This window comes from Rhizobium sp. BK008, assembly GCF_014197345.1.
Classification (GTDB): Bacteria; Pseudomonadota; Alphaproteobacteria; order Rhizobiales; family Rhizobiaceae; genus Rhizobium; species Rhizobium anhuiense.
Genome location: NZ_JACIFK010000003.1, coordinates 393,339 through 407,523 on the forward strand (window position 1 = coordinate 393,339; position 14,185 = coordinate 407,523).

Annotated in this window: 13 protein-coding genes; 2 read left to right on the plus strand and 11 right to left on the minus strand. The window is 61.5% G+C overall.

Features of this window, described 5'->3' with window-relative positions; all coding sequences use genetic code 11:
* Nucleotides 1-98: 98 nt before the first annotated feature.
* The 3 genes from FHT69_RS16540 to FHT69_RS16550 are packed head-to-tail and all read right to left on the minus strand — an operon-like array spanning nucleotide 99 to nucleotide 1,757.
* Nucleotides 99-506 carry a DoxX family protein gene (locus FHT69_RS16540; protein ID WP_183905638.1) on the minus strand — a complete coding sequence of 136 codons (408 nt, stop codon included), beginning with the start codon at nucleotides 504-506 and terminating at the stop codon, nucleotides 99-101.
* Between the two features lie 31 nt (nucleotides 507-537).
* Nucleotides 538-912 (minus strand): glutathione S-transferase N-terminal domain-containing protein, encoded by a 375-nt coding sequence (locus FHT69_RS16545; RefSeq protein WP_183905639.1) that lies wholly within the window; start codon nucleotides 910-912, stop codon nucleotides 538-540.
* Complete coding sequence (locus FHT69_RS16550) at nucleotides 909-1,757, minus strand: DODA-type extradiol aromatic ring-opening family dioxygenase (RefSeq protein WP_183905640.1); 849 nt, start codon at nucleotides 1,755-1,757, stop codon at nucleotides 909-911. The genes FHT69_RS16545 and FHT69_RS16550 overlap by 4 nt, the downstream gene beginning before the upstream one ends.
* Nucleotides 1,758-1,886: 129 nt before the next feature.
* Between FHT69_RS16550 and FHT69_RS16555 the strand changes: the two genes are divergently transcribed.
* Complete coding sequence (locus FHT69_RS16555) at nucleotides 1,887-2,810, plus strand: LysR family transcriptional regulator (protein WP_063475816.1); 924 nt, start codon at nucleotides 1,887-1,889, stop codon at nucleotides 2,808-2,810.
* A gap of 6 nt (nucleotides 2,811-2,816) precedes the next feature.
* Here FHT69_RS16555 and iolD read toward each other — a convergent pair whose 3' ends face one another.
* From iolD to FHT69_RS16595, 8 genes are all read right to left on the minus strand, one after another.
* Entirely contained in the window at nucleotides 2,817-4,652 is a 1,836-nt protein-coding gene (iolD, locus tag FHT69_RS16560) for a 3D-(3,5/4)-trihydroxycyclohexane-1,2-dione acylhydrolase (decyclizing) (protein WP_183905641.1), read from the minus strand.
* Nucleotides 4,649-6,562 (minus strand): bifunctional 5-dehydro-2-deoxygluconokinase/5-dehydro-2-deoxyphosphogluconate aldolase, encoded by a 1,914-nt coding sequence (gene iolC, locus FHT69_RS16565; protein WP_183905642.1) that lies wholly within the window; start codon nucleotides 6,560-6,562, stop codon nucleotides 4,649-4,651. The genes iolD and iolC overlap by 4 nt, the downstream gene beginning before the upstream one ends.
* A 120-nt stretch (nucleotides 6,563-6,682) precedes the next feature.
* Complete coding sequence (locus tag FHT69_RS16570) at nucleotides 6,683-7,624, minus strand: sugar phosphate isomerase/epimerase family protein (RefSeq protein WP_028755781.1); 942 nt, start codon at nucleotides 7,622-7,624, stop codon at nucleotides 6,683-6,685.
* Between the two features lie 78 nt (nucleotides 7,625-7,702).
* Nucleotides 7,703-8,875: a Gfo/Idh/MocA family protein gene (locus FHT69_RS16575; protein WP_183905643.1), complete on the minus strand. Its 1,173-nt coding sequence runs from the start codon at nucleotides 8,873-8,875 to the stop codon at nucleotides 7,703-7,705.
* A gap of 118 nt (nucleotides 8,876-8,993) precedes the next feature.
* Nucleotides 8,994-9,899: a sugar phosphate isomerase/epimerase family protein gene (locus FHT69_RS16580; RefSeq protein WP_183905644.1), complete on the minus strand. Its 906-nt coding sequence runs from the start codon at nucleotides 9,897-9,899 to the stop codon at nucleotides 8,994-8,996.
* 92 nt (nucleotides 9,900-9,991) lie between these two features.
* Nucleotides 9,992-10,804: an ATP-binding cassette domain-containing protein gene (locus tag FHT69_RS16585; RefSeq protein WP_028755778.1), complete on the minus strand. Its 813-nt coding sequence runs from the start codon at nucleotides 10,802-10,804 to the stop codon at nucleotides 9,992-9,994.
* Nucleotides 10,805-10,814: 10 nt separating this feature from the next.
* Nucleotides 10,815-11,813 (minus strand): ABC transporter permease, encoded by a 999-nt coding sequence (locus tag FHT69_RS16590; protein ID WP_028755777.1) that lies wholly within the window; start codon nucleotides 11,811-11,813, stop codon nucleotides 10,815-10,817.
* A 112-nt stretch (nucleotides 11,814-11,925) separates the two neighbouring features.
* On the minus strand, nucleotides 11,926-12,900 hold the full coding sequence (locus FHT69_RS16595) for a substrate-binding domain-containing protein (RefSeq protein WP_028755776.1): 975 nt from the start codon (nucleotides 12,898-12,900) through the stop codon (nucleotides 11,926-11,928).
* A 163-nt stretch (nucleotides 12,901-13,063) separates the two neighbouring features.
* Between FHT69_RS16595 and FHT69_RS16600 the strand changes: the two genes are divergently transcribed.
* A complete protein-coding gene (locus FHT69_RS16600; protein WP_080759874.1) occupies nucleotides 13,064-14,101 on the plus strand; it encodes a LacI family DNA-binding transcriptional regulator in 1,038 nt (345 codons plus the stop codon).
* The last annotated feature ends 84 nt before the right edge of the window (nucleotides 14,102-14,185 follow it).

A 14,185-nucleotide genomic window follows, 5' to 3' on the forward strand; every position in this document is an offset into this window, starting at 1 on the left:
TTATAGAACATGTGTCCATAATAGTGTCCAGATGGATCTTTGCGCGCAGTCATCTGAAGGCACTCCCGCTGCACAGCGGGAGTGCGGAGGTCGAGGGCTTAGGCTCTCGCGAGCGACGTCTGCTTCGCTGCATTGTCGATTGCCAGGCGGCCGGGGCCGGCAAAGGCGAGATAAAGGAAAACGAAGCAGAACAAGATGGCGGACTCGCCCATGTTGAGCGCCGGCCAGAAGCTTTGCGGCGCATGCGCCATCCAGTAAGCGGCGGCCATTTCGCCCGAAGCGATGAAGGCGGCGACGCGGGTGTAGTAGCCGACCGTCATCAGCAGGCCAGTGATGACCTCGATTGCACCGGCGACGAGGATCATCGTCGGCAAAGGCGACGGTATGCCCGGGATGGCGGCCGGGAATTGAAAGAATTTCATCGTGGCATGTTCAAGGAACAGCAGCGCGGTGACGATCCGCAAAATGGCGAGGATATAAGGCGTCCACTTGATCGTGTCTGGCATCGTTATTTCTCCTGGATGATGGTTTTGATGTTCAAGCGGCGGCCGCCTTGAGCTCTATGTTCTCTTTCCAGAGGTTCATCACGAGCTTCAGAGGGCCTTCGACATAGTTGGTGAATGCCGGCATGGAAGCCGGTTCGCGGCCGGCCTTCGCCGCCAGGAGGGCGACGATGTCATCCGACTCGGCAATGTAACGGCCTGGCTCGAACCGGGCGGCGGGGAAACTCACCTTGTCCAAGTGCGGGCTGAGCTCGGCTCGAATGTCGTTCTCCTGCTGCGATCCGGAGACAAATTCGCGGATCTCGACGTCTTCGTTCAAGCCTGCTTCGAGCAGGAACAGCCGGACCTTGAAGCAGAACGGGCAGTTCTGCTTGAAGTAGAGGATCGGTTTCAGGGTATTGTCGGTCATTGCAGGTCTCCCTTGGAAAGGATGGGCCGTGGTGTTGCGCCGAAACGGAAGCTGGATGCGGTGAGCCCGCCGGCAAAATCGGTCTGGTGATAGGTGACGGCGCCCGGTTCGCTCCCTGCGGCGCCGACCGCGACCATCAGCGGGATGAGATGATCTTCTCTTGGATGCGCGGCGCGGGCGAGCGGCGCCCGCTCCCAGTTCAACAACCGCTCGGCACGTTCTTCGGGCGGCGAACGCAGCAGCGTCTGCTGGAGCCAGGCATCGAATTGCCGGGATGGCTCGCGTCCGCTGCCATCCTGGAAAGCCCTCAGATTGTGATAGCTGAGACCGCCGCCGATGATCAGCACGCCCTCGTCGCGCAACGGCGCCAGCGCCCGCCCGACCTTAAGGTGGACGGCGGGATCGTAGCTGGCATGGATGGAGAGCTGGACCACGGGCATGTCTTCTTCGGGGTAGAGCGGCTGCATGATGCCGTAGGTGCCGTGATCGAAGCCGCGGGCGGGATCGAGCCAGGCGTCGATGCCGCCGGTCTTCAGCAATTCCCGGACATGCCGCGCGAGTTCGGGAGAGCCCGGAGCACCGTACTTGACGTGGTAGAGATATTCCGGGAAGCCGTAAAAGTCGTACAGCATCCCCGGTCTTTCGCCGGAGGAGACGGCAAAGCCCTGCTCCTCCCAATGCGCCGAGACCATGAGGATCGCCTTGGGCGCATCGCCGAGTTCGGCCCGCATCTCGATCAGCGACTGCTCGAGCTTGTCGAAATTGCGACGGAACTCGCCGCTCATATAGGGCCAGGGGCCGCCGCCATGACTGACGAAATAGGTGGGAAGACGAAGACTGGTCACGGATTGCATTCTTTCGAAGCGATGCTGGCATGGGACCAGGAAATCTGGTTTTCGACCAAATTCGTCGTTTCGTAGCAATTGATCAATCACGCTTTCATTGAGCGAACGTTTCCTCTATGTTGATGATCGATGGATACGTTAACGAGCCTGCGCGTCTTCTGCACTGTGGCGGAATTGAAGAACTTCACGGCCGCCGCCGATCGTCTCGGTCTCTCGCCGGCGATGGCAAGCAAACATGTGATGCACTTGGAGAAACGGCTGGGAAGCCGGTTGCTCAACCGTACCAGCCGCTCTGTCAGCATGACCGAGACCGGCACGCTCTATTTCAACCAGGCCAGGCTGTTGCTCGACGGCCTGGACGAGGTGGAAGACGCCGTCAGCAATGTCACGGTGACGCCGCGCGGGACCTTGAGGCTAAGTGTCCCGATGTGGTTTGCGAACACGCCGATTGCCCGCGTGATCGCGGAATATCATCAGCGCTATCCCGACGTGTGCTTCGACATGGATTTCAGCGGCCGGCTGGTCAATCTCGTCGACGAGGGCTTTGACCTGGCACTCCGCGCCACGTCGCCCGACCGGCTCGATCCCGGCCTCATCGCGCGGCCGGTGATGGACGTCCCCTTTCATCTTGTCGCGTCCCCTGCCTATCTCACGCGCACCGGCCGGCCATCGAAAGTCGGCGATCTCAACGGGCATTCGATCTTGCTCTACAAAGGCATGAATCCCAGCGGCAGCATGACCCTCGACGGACCGAAGGGCCAGACGACGATGAAGTTCCGCCCCGTCATGCTGAGCGAAAACGAGATCATGCTGCACCTGGCCGCATTGGAGGGCATGGGTCTGGTCTTCCTGCCGGCGTGGATGACGCAGACCGATATCGCCGAGGGCCGGCTGGAAGTGGTGCTCCCCGAAGAGGTGATGTTCAGCACGACCCTGCACGCCGTCTATCCCAGCAGGAAATATCTGTCCGCCAAGGTCCGCACCTTCATCGACTTCCTGGCTTCGCGAAAGAACCTCTGCTCTGAGACCGGCGAGGACTGGCCGGCGGGTTGACCTGCATCAATCGAACACGCGTTGATTGGCGGCATTCTCGGTGTAACGCGCGCGGGCTCGCTCGAGCCGCTCCGGGCCGCCGACCTGCGGAACGGCGACATCCCACCAATGGCCGCCTGCGTCGGTTCCAGGAACCGCATCGGTGTCGATCACCAGAACGCTCGGAATGTTCCGTCCCCGCGCGGCGGCGATGCGTGCCTCGAGTTCGGCGATCGACCCTATCTTTTCGGCATGGGCGCCCATCGAGGCGGCGTGCGCGACAAAGTCGATCTCGGGCTGCACATCGACATTGCAGTCCTTGTACATGTTGTTGAACTCGGCGCCGCCGCACTCGATCTGGAGACGGTTGATGCAGCCGTAGCCGCAATTGTCGGTCAACACGACGGTGAACGGCACCCGCCGCATGACGGCGGTGGCGAGTTCCGAATTGGCCATCATGTAGGAACCATCGCCGACGAAGCAGATGACGTCCTTGTCGGGGCGCGCGAGCTTGATGCCCATGGCGCCTGCCACTTCGTAACCCATGCAGGAGAAGCCATATTCCATGTGGTATCCGCCCTTGGCGGACTGCCACAGCACCTGCAGTGCGCCCGGCATGGTGCCGGCCGCGCACATGACCACGGAGGTTTCCGTCGCCGCCCGCTGCACGGCGCCGATGACCTGTGCGTCGGTGGGCAGGTTTCCCGGCCCGTCCGTTTCCGGTGCCGCCGTCACGCGCTCGACCGTTCTATGCCAATCGGTCCTGATCCCGGCATCGACCTCAGGCCCGCGATAGGCCTTGAGTGCTGCGGAAAGGCGCGTGAGCGTGATCCTGGCATCGCCGACGCAGGGCAATGCCGAATGCTTGGTGGCATCGTATCCGGCAAGGTTGATCGAGGCGAGCCGCCGCGTGGGATTGCGGAAAAGCGCCCAGCTGCCGGTGGTGAAATCCTGGAAACGCGTGCCGATGCCGATCACGAGATCCGCCTCGGCGCAAAGGGCGTTGGCCGACGCCGATCCGGTCACGCCAGGCGACCCGAAATTCAGCGGGTGCTCCCAGCTGTTGGCGCCCTTCCCGGCTTGCGTTTCGACAAAGGGGATATGGTGCTTCTCCGCGAATGCGGCGAGCTCGGCCTCGGCCTCAGAATAGATGACGCCGCCGCCTGATATGATGACCGGCCTGCGCGCGGCCCGGATGGCGTCGGCAAGATCTTCGACCTCCCGCGGGTCCGGTTCGGGACGGCGGATGCGCCAAGCTTTCGGTTCGAAAAAGGCTTCCGGGTAGTCGTAGAGTTCTGCCTGCACATCCTGGCAGAATGCCAGCGTGACCGGGCCGCAACTGCCCGGATCGGTCATGACCGCCAGGGCGCGCGGCAGGCAGGTCAGGAGATGCTCGGGACGGGCGACCCGGTCGAAATAGGCCGAGACCGGCCGGAAGCAATCATTGGCGCTGACGGTTCCGTCGTTGATGTCCTCGATCTGCTGCAGCACCGGCTCGGGGCGGCGGTTGGCAAAGATGTCGCCGGGTATGAACAGCACGGGCAGTCTGTTGACATGGGCAAGCGCGCAGGCCGTAATCAGATTGGTGGCGCCCGGGCCGATCGAGGACGTCACCGCCTGGGCGCGCCGGCGCTTCAGCGTCTTCGAATAAGCGATCGCCGCATGCGCCATGGTCTGTTCGTTCTGGCCGCGCCAAGTGGGAAGGGCATCGCCGATCCCATGCAGGGCCTCTCCGATACCGGCGACGTTGCCGTGACCGAAGATCGCCCAGACGCCTTCGATGAAGCGCTCGCCATCCTCCGTCATCTGCACCGAAAGCCATTTCACCATAGCCTGCGCCGCGGTCAGTCGTATCGTTCTCATTCTGCTGCCTCCCGTACGCGCGCCCGTGCGCCGTCCCAGACCGCGCAGAGCCTGGAGTATCGTATCGCCATCTCCTCGACGGCCTCTTCGTCACCGATCGTGCCTTCGAACCAGCCGCGGGCGACCGAGCCGAAGATCGTCCGGCCGACGGCAAATCCCTTGACGAGCGGGAAGCGCGCGGCAACTTCGAAGCTCGCCTTCAAGAGGTCCTCCGGCGCATCCAGGCCGAGGACGACGATCCCTCTGGTATGACGATCGTTTTCCTCGATGGCGGCGCAGACCCGCGCCCATGCTTCGGGTTCGTCCAGCGGCTCGAGCTTCCACCAATCGGGATAAATGCCTTCGGCATAGAAGCGGCGGATCAGTGTCGCGGTCGTATCCGTGGTGACGCTTGCGACCTTGGACGGGATGACCTCGAGCAGGAATTCCAACCTGTTGCGGCGCGACGCCACGTAAAGCCGACGCACTTCCGCCAGTTGCCGGTCCCAGGTCGAATCGTCGTCATCAGGGTGGCAGAAGCAGAGCACCTTGACGACGTTCTCGCGCGCCCATTCCGACAGCCCGCCGCAATCGGGACCGAGGGACGGCTCCAAGGTCAGAGGCCGCGACCCCGGCCATTCGCAGGGTCTGCCGATCCACAGGCCGGTGCCGGAGGCGGTATGGAGCGCGCGCCGGCCAATCCGGTCGTCGCAGAGGATCCCGTAGCCGGTTCGCCCCTTCTGCACTTCCAGGGCTGCCTGAAGGCAAAGCTCCTTGAAGGCGCCGCCCTTCGACGGCGTGTAACCCGTCATGCTTTCGAGCTGCATCCGGTGATCGAAGGCGAAGACGCGCATCTCGGACCAGTCGCCATGCCGGTTGGTCGACCAGTGCATCTGCTCCAGCGCGGCATCATTGCGCAGGTCGGGGCGCATCATGCCGCGCTTAAGGAAGAAATTCAGCTCCTCAAGTGACGGATAGGCCGGCGTGCAGCCGTGACGGGAGACGGCAAAAGCGCCGCAGGCATTGGCGTATCGGAGCGCGGTCGGCCAATCCTCGCCATCGAGCCAGCCTTTCAGCAGCCCGGCGAAAAAGCCGTCTCCGGCGCCGAGAACGTTGAAGACTTCGACCGGGAAACCCTCGCCCGAAATGCCGTCGTCGAGATTATCCGGTATCGCGTCTTCGAATGCGACCGCCCCCTTGGCGCCGCGTTTGCAGACGAGCGTCGCCGCGGTGACGGCGCGTACCGCCCTGAGCGCCGCCACGGTATCGGTCGTCCCGCCGGCGATGTGGAATTCTTCCTCGGTTCCGACGATCAAATCGAACAGATGAAGCGTCGCCTGCAGTTTTTCGGTCACCTGCCCACTTGCCACATAGCGGCTTTCCCCCTCGCCATGACCGGCCACACCCCAAAGGTTCGGACGATAGTCGATGTCGAGAGCCGTCCGGGCGCCATGCTTGCGAGCAAAGGCGAGCGCCTTCAGCACGGCGGCTTCCGTGCGCGGATGCGACAGATGTGTTCCCGTCACCAACACAGAGCGGGCGCTGGCAACGAAGGCCTCGTCGATATCCTCCTCGCAAAGTGCCATGTCGGCGCAGTTTTCCCGGTAGAATATCAGCGGGAACCGTTCCTCGTCGCGGATGCCGAGGATGACGAGTGCCGTCAGGCGCTCGGGATCGGTCACCACACCCCTACCGTCGACACCATGCCGGGCAAGCTCCTCGCGGATGAACCGGCCCATATGCTCATCGCCCACCCGGGAGATCAGCGCCGAGTTGAGGCCCAGTCGCGCCGTGCCGCAGGCGATGTTGGTCGGACTGCCGCCGATATATTTTTCGAAGGATCCCATATCCTCCAGCCGTCCTCCGACCTGTGCGCCATAGAGGTCGACGCCGGCTCGCCCGATCGTGATCACGTCCAATGTCTTGGTCATGTCGGTTTCCTCGCAGTCCTATTGAAATCTGTCATGGTGATCGGTTTGGACATCGCCGGCCTCTTCGCAGGAAACGACGAATGCAGGGGGGCGCGGGCGAATGTCGCCCGCGCCTGCCCATCAGCGGCTGATCGTTGCCTGCAGCGCATCGATGGAGGACTGGATGCCGGCCTCGGTCGACATGGTGAAGTCTTCCATTTCCAGGCTGACCCAACCGTTGTAACCGACCATGCGGACGACGGAGAAGAATTCCTTCCACCACTGCAGATCATGTCCGGCACCTACGGCAACGTAGTTCCAGGTGCGGTTGGCGACGTCCGTGACGTCCTTGAGTTCAAGGAGACCGTTGACATCGGCAAGCCCGCGTTCGATGCGCGTGTCCTTGCCATGGCAATGGTGGATTGCGTTTCCAAGCGCCCGGGCGGAGGCGATCGGGTCGGCGCCCTTCCAGAACAGGTGACTGGGGTCGAGGTTCATGCCGACGGTCGGGCCGACCTCGTTGCGCAGACGGAACAGAGTCTCGGGGTTCCAGACGAGCATGGCCGAGAAGTTTTCCAGCGCATACTTCTCGACGCCCACTTCCTTGGCAAGCTTCACGAGATCATGCCAGAGTGGGAATGCGCGGTCCTCCCACTGGTAGCGATCGCGCTCGGGCATCTCCTCCGGCCAGCTTTTCGTGTAGACCAGCCAATTCGGAACCATGTCGCCGGGTGCTGCTTCCGGCAGTCCGGACATGGTGACGATGGTCTTCACGCCGATTTCACCGGCGAGACGGATCGTCTGCTCCATCTCCTTGCGGTGGCGCTTGCCCATGTCACCCGGATCGAGCGGGTTGGCCGAGCAATTGAGGGCAGCGATTTCCAGGCCCCGCGCTTCAATTTCCTTGAGCTTCGTCTTCAAGAGACCCTTGTCGGCAAGCAGTTCGTCGGCGCGGAAATGCGGCGCACGAGACCAGCCGCCGCCGGTCATCTCGATGCCTTCGACACCCAGTTTGACGCATTTGTCGAGCATGTCGGTGAAGGAAAGGTCGCCCATCACGTCGGTGCAGATCGATAGTTTCATGTCATTGTCTTTCTAAAAGCGGGGTTGGGGACGCGCCTGGGAGGAGGATGGAGGAGATCCGGCACGTCCCCTGGTTGATCAATTGAACTCGACCCAAGCCGAACCTGCGTCTGCCGAGCGGACGCAGTTTTCCAGCCAGCGCACACCTTCGGTGCCGGCTTCGATGCCGGGATAATGATGGTTCTTGAGGAAGGCCTCGTCGCCGCGGCGTTTTGCGTCGATCGCCTGGGCGATCCAGAGGTAGATGTTCGCCCAGCTGTCACCGAGGCCCTCGGTATGCAGCGCGCCCATGCGATCGCAGGCGAGGCTTTCCTCTTCGAGGTAGGGCATGCCGTGGTGCAGGGTGCGGTTCGGTTCGCCCTGCACTTCGTAAATCAGCTGGTCGGGATGGGAATCGGACCATTCGATCGAGGCCTTGGAACCGACGAAACGGTAGCGCTGCGAACCCATATTGCCGGCATTCACCGAGGACACCCAAAGACGGCCCCGGGCGCCGTTGTCGTAATGCATGAGAACGGTCGCGTGGTCTTCGAGCGGCGCACGGGTCGGAATGAAGGCCTTGCGGTCGCAGAGCAGCTTTTCGATCTTCATATGCGGCAGCACCACTTCGGAGAGATAGTAGAGGTGCGTGCCGATATCGCCGAGAACGAAGGTCGGACCGGCGGTCTTGGGATTGGTGCGCCACTTCACGGCTTCGCCGGCGCCGATATCGTCGCCGGCGTTGAAGCCGTGGGTATATTGCATGTCGACAATTCTTATATCGCCGAGCATGCCCTTCTTGACCATCGCCGCCATCTGATGAACCAGCGGATGGCCGGTGAAGCCGTAGGTGACGCCGACGATCAGGCCCTTCTGTTCGGCGAGTCTCGCGACCTCGTCACATTCGGCGACGGTGAAGAACAGCGGCTTTTCGCAGATCACATGAAGGCCGGCTTCGAGGCATGCCTTGGTGATCTCGTAATGGGTGAAGTTCGGGGTGGCGATCGAGACAACCTCGACACCGTCCTCGCGTCCGGCCTCCTTGGCGAGCAACTCCTTATAGTCATCGTAGCACCGGTCGGCGGCGACGCCGAGCTTCGTGCCGAAGTCGCGCCCGCGCTCGGCGTCGAGATCGAAGGCGCCGCAGACGAGCCGGTATGTGCCATCGCGCTGGGCGCCGGTTCTGTGCTTGTAGCCCACCTGCCCGGTGCGGCCGCCGCCGACCATGCCCCAGCGCAGCGGGCGCTCGATGGTTCTTTCTCCGTTGATCATCTTCTGTCCTTCCAGGAATGAATGTCTGTGATGTTTGAGCGTTCTGGGCAGAACCCCGGTCGCGGTCGCTCGCGCCAATCGCTTGGCTGCATCGCAAGCGCTGGAGGGGCATCGCGCGTTATTTCGCGGTCCAGTACTTGTCGACAAAGCGCTGCATTTCGGCGCGCATGAACTTGCCGGAGTGGTCGGCCTTATCCTCCCAGGCGAAAACACATGCGGTCATGATGCCGTCGAACCCGATCTCGGCCAGCGTGCTGAAGAAATCCTCCCAGGGAACCTCGCCCTGGCCGATGTTCAGGTGCTGGTGCACCCTGGCCTGCGTGCCCGGAGGGTTGAGGATGTAGCGGAGCCCGGAGGAGGCCTTGTGATTGAAGGTGTCGCCGACATGGACATGGGCGAGCACGTCCTTTGCTTCCCGGAGCATCGCCTTGGTGTCGTCACCGAAATAGAAGGTATGCGGCGCGCAATAGACAAACTTGACGTTCTTCGAGTTGACCGTCCTGATGATATCGAGTGCTGGCTGCAGGGTTTCGCACCAATCCTCGGGGTGCGGTTCGACGTGCAGATTTATGCCTTCCTTTTCAAAGATCGGCACCAACTCTTCCATCGAACGCCACCAGGCGTCTTCGCAGGCCTCGATCATGGAACCGGTATGGCAGCAGTAGCACGAACCCTTGTCCGGGTGGGGCCCGCGGCCGAATTCCGAATTCATCGTGTCGACGCCGAGTTCGACACTGATCTCAATGGCGCGCTTCCAGTGCTTGACGGCAGCTTGCCGCTCATTTTCATCGTTCGAGGCCCACCGGTACATCGGCAAGATCGAGGCAATGCCGACCTTGGCGTCGGAAAGTGCTTTCTTGAATGCTTTGGCGCGGGCCGGAAACACCCGCGGCGCCTTGAACCACTCGAGAAAATCGGCCCGCGGGCTGAGTTCTATCCACTCGTATCCGAGTTCGGCCACTTTCGAGGGCAATTCTTCGAGTGAGAGGTGGCGATGCATAAAGGGGTCGATTGCTATCTTCATGGCTGTTACCTGTCCGATGATTGTGCTGGGCCATCCCGCCGGCGTAGGCGAGCTCATTAGAGTTTCTGGAGTTCATCCGTTGCGGCGGTCGCTCAGACCGGCGGGGGATGTCCGCTGTGCGCCGTCGAATACGCTTCGATTTCGGCTTCGAGTTCGGCCATGGCCTCGCCTCCTGCCATCAGGTCGGTGATCTCTTCGCGTGTCTTTTCGCCCTTGCGGAAATCTGCCGCCTTCGCACCCTTGATGAGCACCGCGAAGTGGTCTCCCACCGTCATGGCGTGAATGACGTTGTGGGTGATGAAAATGACGGCGAGGCCGCGACGGCGCGCTTCCAGGACAATGCGCAGCACATGCGCCGCCTCCTTGACGCCGAGAGCCGCGGTCGGCTCGTCGAGGATCAGCACTCGGGCGCCGAAGTGGACGGCTCGGGCGATTGCCAGGGATTGCCGCTCCCCGCCCGACAGACCGCCGATCAGGCGATCGCCATCGTCGATACGGGTGATGCCGAACTCGCGCACGGCCTTGACGGCGATTTCATTTGCGGCTTTGCGGTCGTAGATCTTGAACGGTCCGAAGCCCTTGGTCAGCTCCCGCCCCACGAAGAACGAACGGCCAATGCTCATCAGCGGAAAGGTGCCGCCGAACTGATGCACCGTTGCGATGCCGAGGTCTGCAGCTTCGCGCGGATTCTGGAAGACGATCGGCCGGCCTTCGAACTTCACCGTGCCGCTCGTCGGCTTGTAGACACCGGCAAAGGTCTTGATCAGGGTGGACTTTCCCGCGCCGTTGTCACCCAGCAGGCAAAGCACTTCACCGGGATGAACGCTCAATGTGATGTCGTAGAGCACATCGATCGGGCCGAAGGACTTGTTGACGTTTTCAAGTTCAAGAATTGGGCCAGCCATGTCTCAGCTCTCACTTCTTCTTCTTGGGTGAATAGGTCAGCGCCATCTGGCGGAACGTATTGTTCATCAGGACGGCCACGAGCAGCATCACGCCGATGATCAGGCTCGACCAATTGCGGTCGAAGGTCGTGAAATAGATGCCCTGGTTGACGACGGCGAAGGTGATCGTGCCGAAGAAGATCCCGATCACCGACCCGAAGCCTCCGGTCAGCAGCACACCTCCGACGACGACCGAGATGATCGAGTTGAAGATGAATGTCATCCCGCCCGAAACCTGCGCGGAATTGAACAGGATGGCTTGGCACATGCCGACGAAGGACGCGCTCATCGCCGAGAGGACGAAGAGAACCATCGTCAGGCGGGTCGTCGGAATGCCGGCGTTGCGGGCACTGACCTTGTCGCCGCCCATCGCGAAAATCCAGTTTCCGTAAGGCGAGAAGTGAATGAAGAAGATGAAGATCGCGGTGATGGCCACCCACCACAGAATGATCACCTGAAACGATCCGCCCAGGAATTGCCCGAAAAGGAACTTTGCCCAAGGGTCGGCCGTCAGTGCCACGCTCGTCGTGCCGGTGACGAGAACCGAGGTGCCAAGCATCAGGCCCTGTACCGCAAAGAGGGTGCCGAGCGTAACGATCAGCGAAGGCACGGCCGTGTGCACGACGAGGTAGCCGTTGACCAGCCCGACGATGAGGCCGAAGGCAAGCGCACCGAACATTCCGACCCATATGGGAAGATCGTAGTAGCCCGAGAGGACCGCGACGGTCATGGAGCCGGCGGGGATCATCGCGCCGATCGAAATGTCGAGATCGCCTGCGATCATCAAAAGTCCGATGGGAAGAGCGATAATGCCGAGATTGGCGGCGACGTTGAGCCAACTTGCGGCGCCGGCGGGCTCCAGGAATTTGGTGCTGCCGAACACGACGAAGAACAGGAGGACGCCGACAAGTCCGAGGAATGCACCCGCCTCGGGACGGCGCAACAGGTTGCCGAATGAAAGATTGTTCATATGCCTATCCCAGTTTGGGCGTGAATCTCCAGGCGTGCGGACGCGGTGGTCCGCACGCCCGATAGACTTCGACCCGCGTATTTTTCCGCGGGTCGGAGCCCGTTTCGAACGATCAGCGAGCGCCTTCCTTGACGCCGGCCAGGGTGGCGTCGATGTTCGACGTATCGACGATGCCCGGGCCGGTCAGCACCGGTGCGGTCGGCAGGTTGGTGCCGTAGTCGATATGCGCGGCGAGAAGCGAAACCCCCAGCAGCGACTGCAGGTAAGGCTGCTGGTCGATCGCAAAGGTCTGCGAACCGTCCTTGATGCGGGCAAGCCCCGAGGCATTGAGGTCGAAGGTGCCATGCGCGACCTTGCCGACCTTGTTCGCCTGAGCGATCCCGCTCGCAGCCGCATCAGCATCGGAAGCCCCAACATTGAGGACGCCGTCGATGGTGTCGTCCTGGAGCAGTGTCGCCTTGACGGCCTCGGCGATCGCCGTCTGATCGCCGAAGCTGGTCGCCGGCAACGGCAGCTGCTTGCCAGTGCCGCCCTTTCCGGTGATGCCGTCGATGACACCCTTGCAACGGGCCTCCTGGTTTGCCGCACCCGGGAGCGTATTGACGCAAATGACATTTTTCGCACCCTTGGACGCGAAATATTCGCCGCCTGCCTTGCCGGCCGTGTATTCATCCGAACCGACATAGTTGATCGCGCCAAGCTCGCGAGCCTTGTCGATGTTGCCGGCATTCATGAGGATGACTTTGATGCCCGCAGCGACGGCAGCCTTGATGGCCTCGTCTTCGGCCTCGGGCACCCAGTCGGGCACCACGATGCCGGTCACGCCCTGGCTGATGGCCGTGCGGACGAGCTGTGCGGCGTCAGGCCCGAGATTGTCGTAGGTCTGCAGCTGCAGATAGCTGACGGAGCCACCGTTCTTCTCGACGACGAGCCGGGCGTCGTCGACGCCCTTCTTGATGCGGCTCCAGAATTCGTCGTCGGTCTTGCCGCCGACGACGGCAATATTCGCAGCCAGGACAGAAGAAGCGCCAAGAACGAAAACAGCGCCAGCCAGCAGCCCGCGTACGGCGCGCATTGAAAAACTCATGTGATTTCCTCCCAAAAAGGCGGTCGAGAGTAACAATTCCTCAAAGCAAGGCTCCCAACTCGCTGGAATATTTGTATCAACTGACATCTGAAAATGGAATGTCTATTGCGTTTCTGTGAAATTAATATATCATTTCGTTTCATCCAAGAATGGAACAAAATATATCATGAAGAGACCGACCATTGCCGATCTTGCCCAGGCCTCCGGCGTCAGCATCGCCACGGTCAACCGCATCCTCGGAGGTGCCGGCGCAGTGCGTGCGGAAACGATCGAGAGGGTGCAAAATGCCGCGGAAGAGATTGGATTTTATGGCCGCGGCGTGATCGAGGACCGCCGGCAGCGGCTCCTGCCGAATTATCGTTTCGGCTTTCTTCTCCAGCAGTCAAGCCGCGAGCTTTACCGGCTGTTCGGCTCCAAGATCACGGAAGCCGCCGCGAGACGCCAGCACGAGAAAATCGTGGCTGTGGTCGATTTCGTCGATGTCCTCGAGCCACAAAATATTGCAGATCGGCTCGAAGCGCTCGGAAAACGCTGTGATGCAGTTGCTGTCATTGCGGGTGACCACCCGTTAATCGGGCAGACCATCCAATCCCTCAAGGAGAGGGGAAAGCCGGTTGTTGCCTATATAACCGATCAGTCCGCCAGGGATCGCGCCGGCTTCGTCGGCACCGACAATTGGAAACTCGGGCGGACCGCTGCATGGTTTCTGGCTCAGACCACGCCGATGCCCGGCCGGATCGCCGTGTTCATCGGCAATCATCGTTATCAGTGCCAGGATGTCTCCGATGCGAGCTTTCGATCCTATATGCGCGAGCACGCGCCCCATCTTCAGGTCGATGACAGCAGACCGACACATGAGGAGCCGCAGGAAGCCTACCGGATCGTGAGCCAGCTGCTTTCCGAACTCGATGACCTCAGAGGCATTTTCATCGTTGGAGGGGGAATTTCCGGGGTGCTGCGTGCTCTTCGCGAAGCCCCTGCCGAAAAACGGGATCAGGTCAGGGTCGTCTGCCGCGACATCGGCCCGGAAACGCGCAAGGGCCTGACGGAAGGCCTGATCATGGCGGCCTTGTGCCATCCCTTGGATCAGATATCAGACGAATTGATTGCCACGATGATCGCAGCGCTCGAACACCGCGACAGTACAACCATCCTTCAGCGCGTGGTTCCCTTTGAAACGATCACGCCCGAAAGTGTTTGAACCGTTCTAGTTTTGCATAAGGCGGCTGGCCGAAAAGACCAGCCGCCCTATAAGGTGGCAGGGCTGATAGCTATTGCGCTGTCG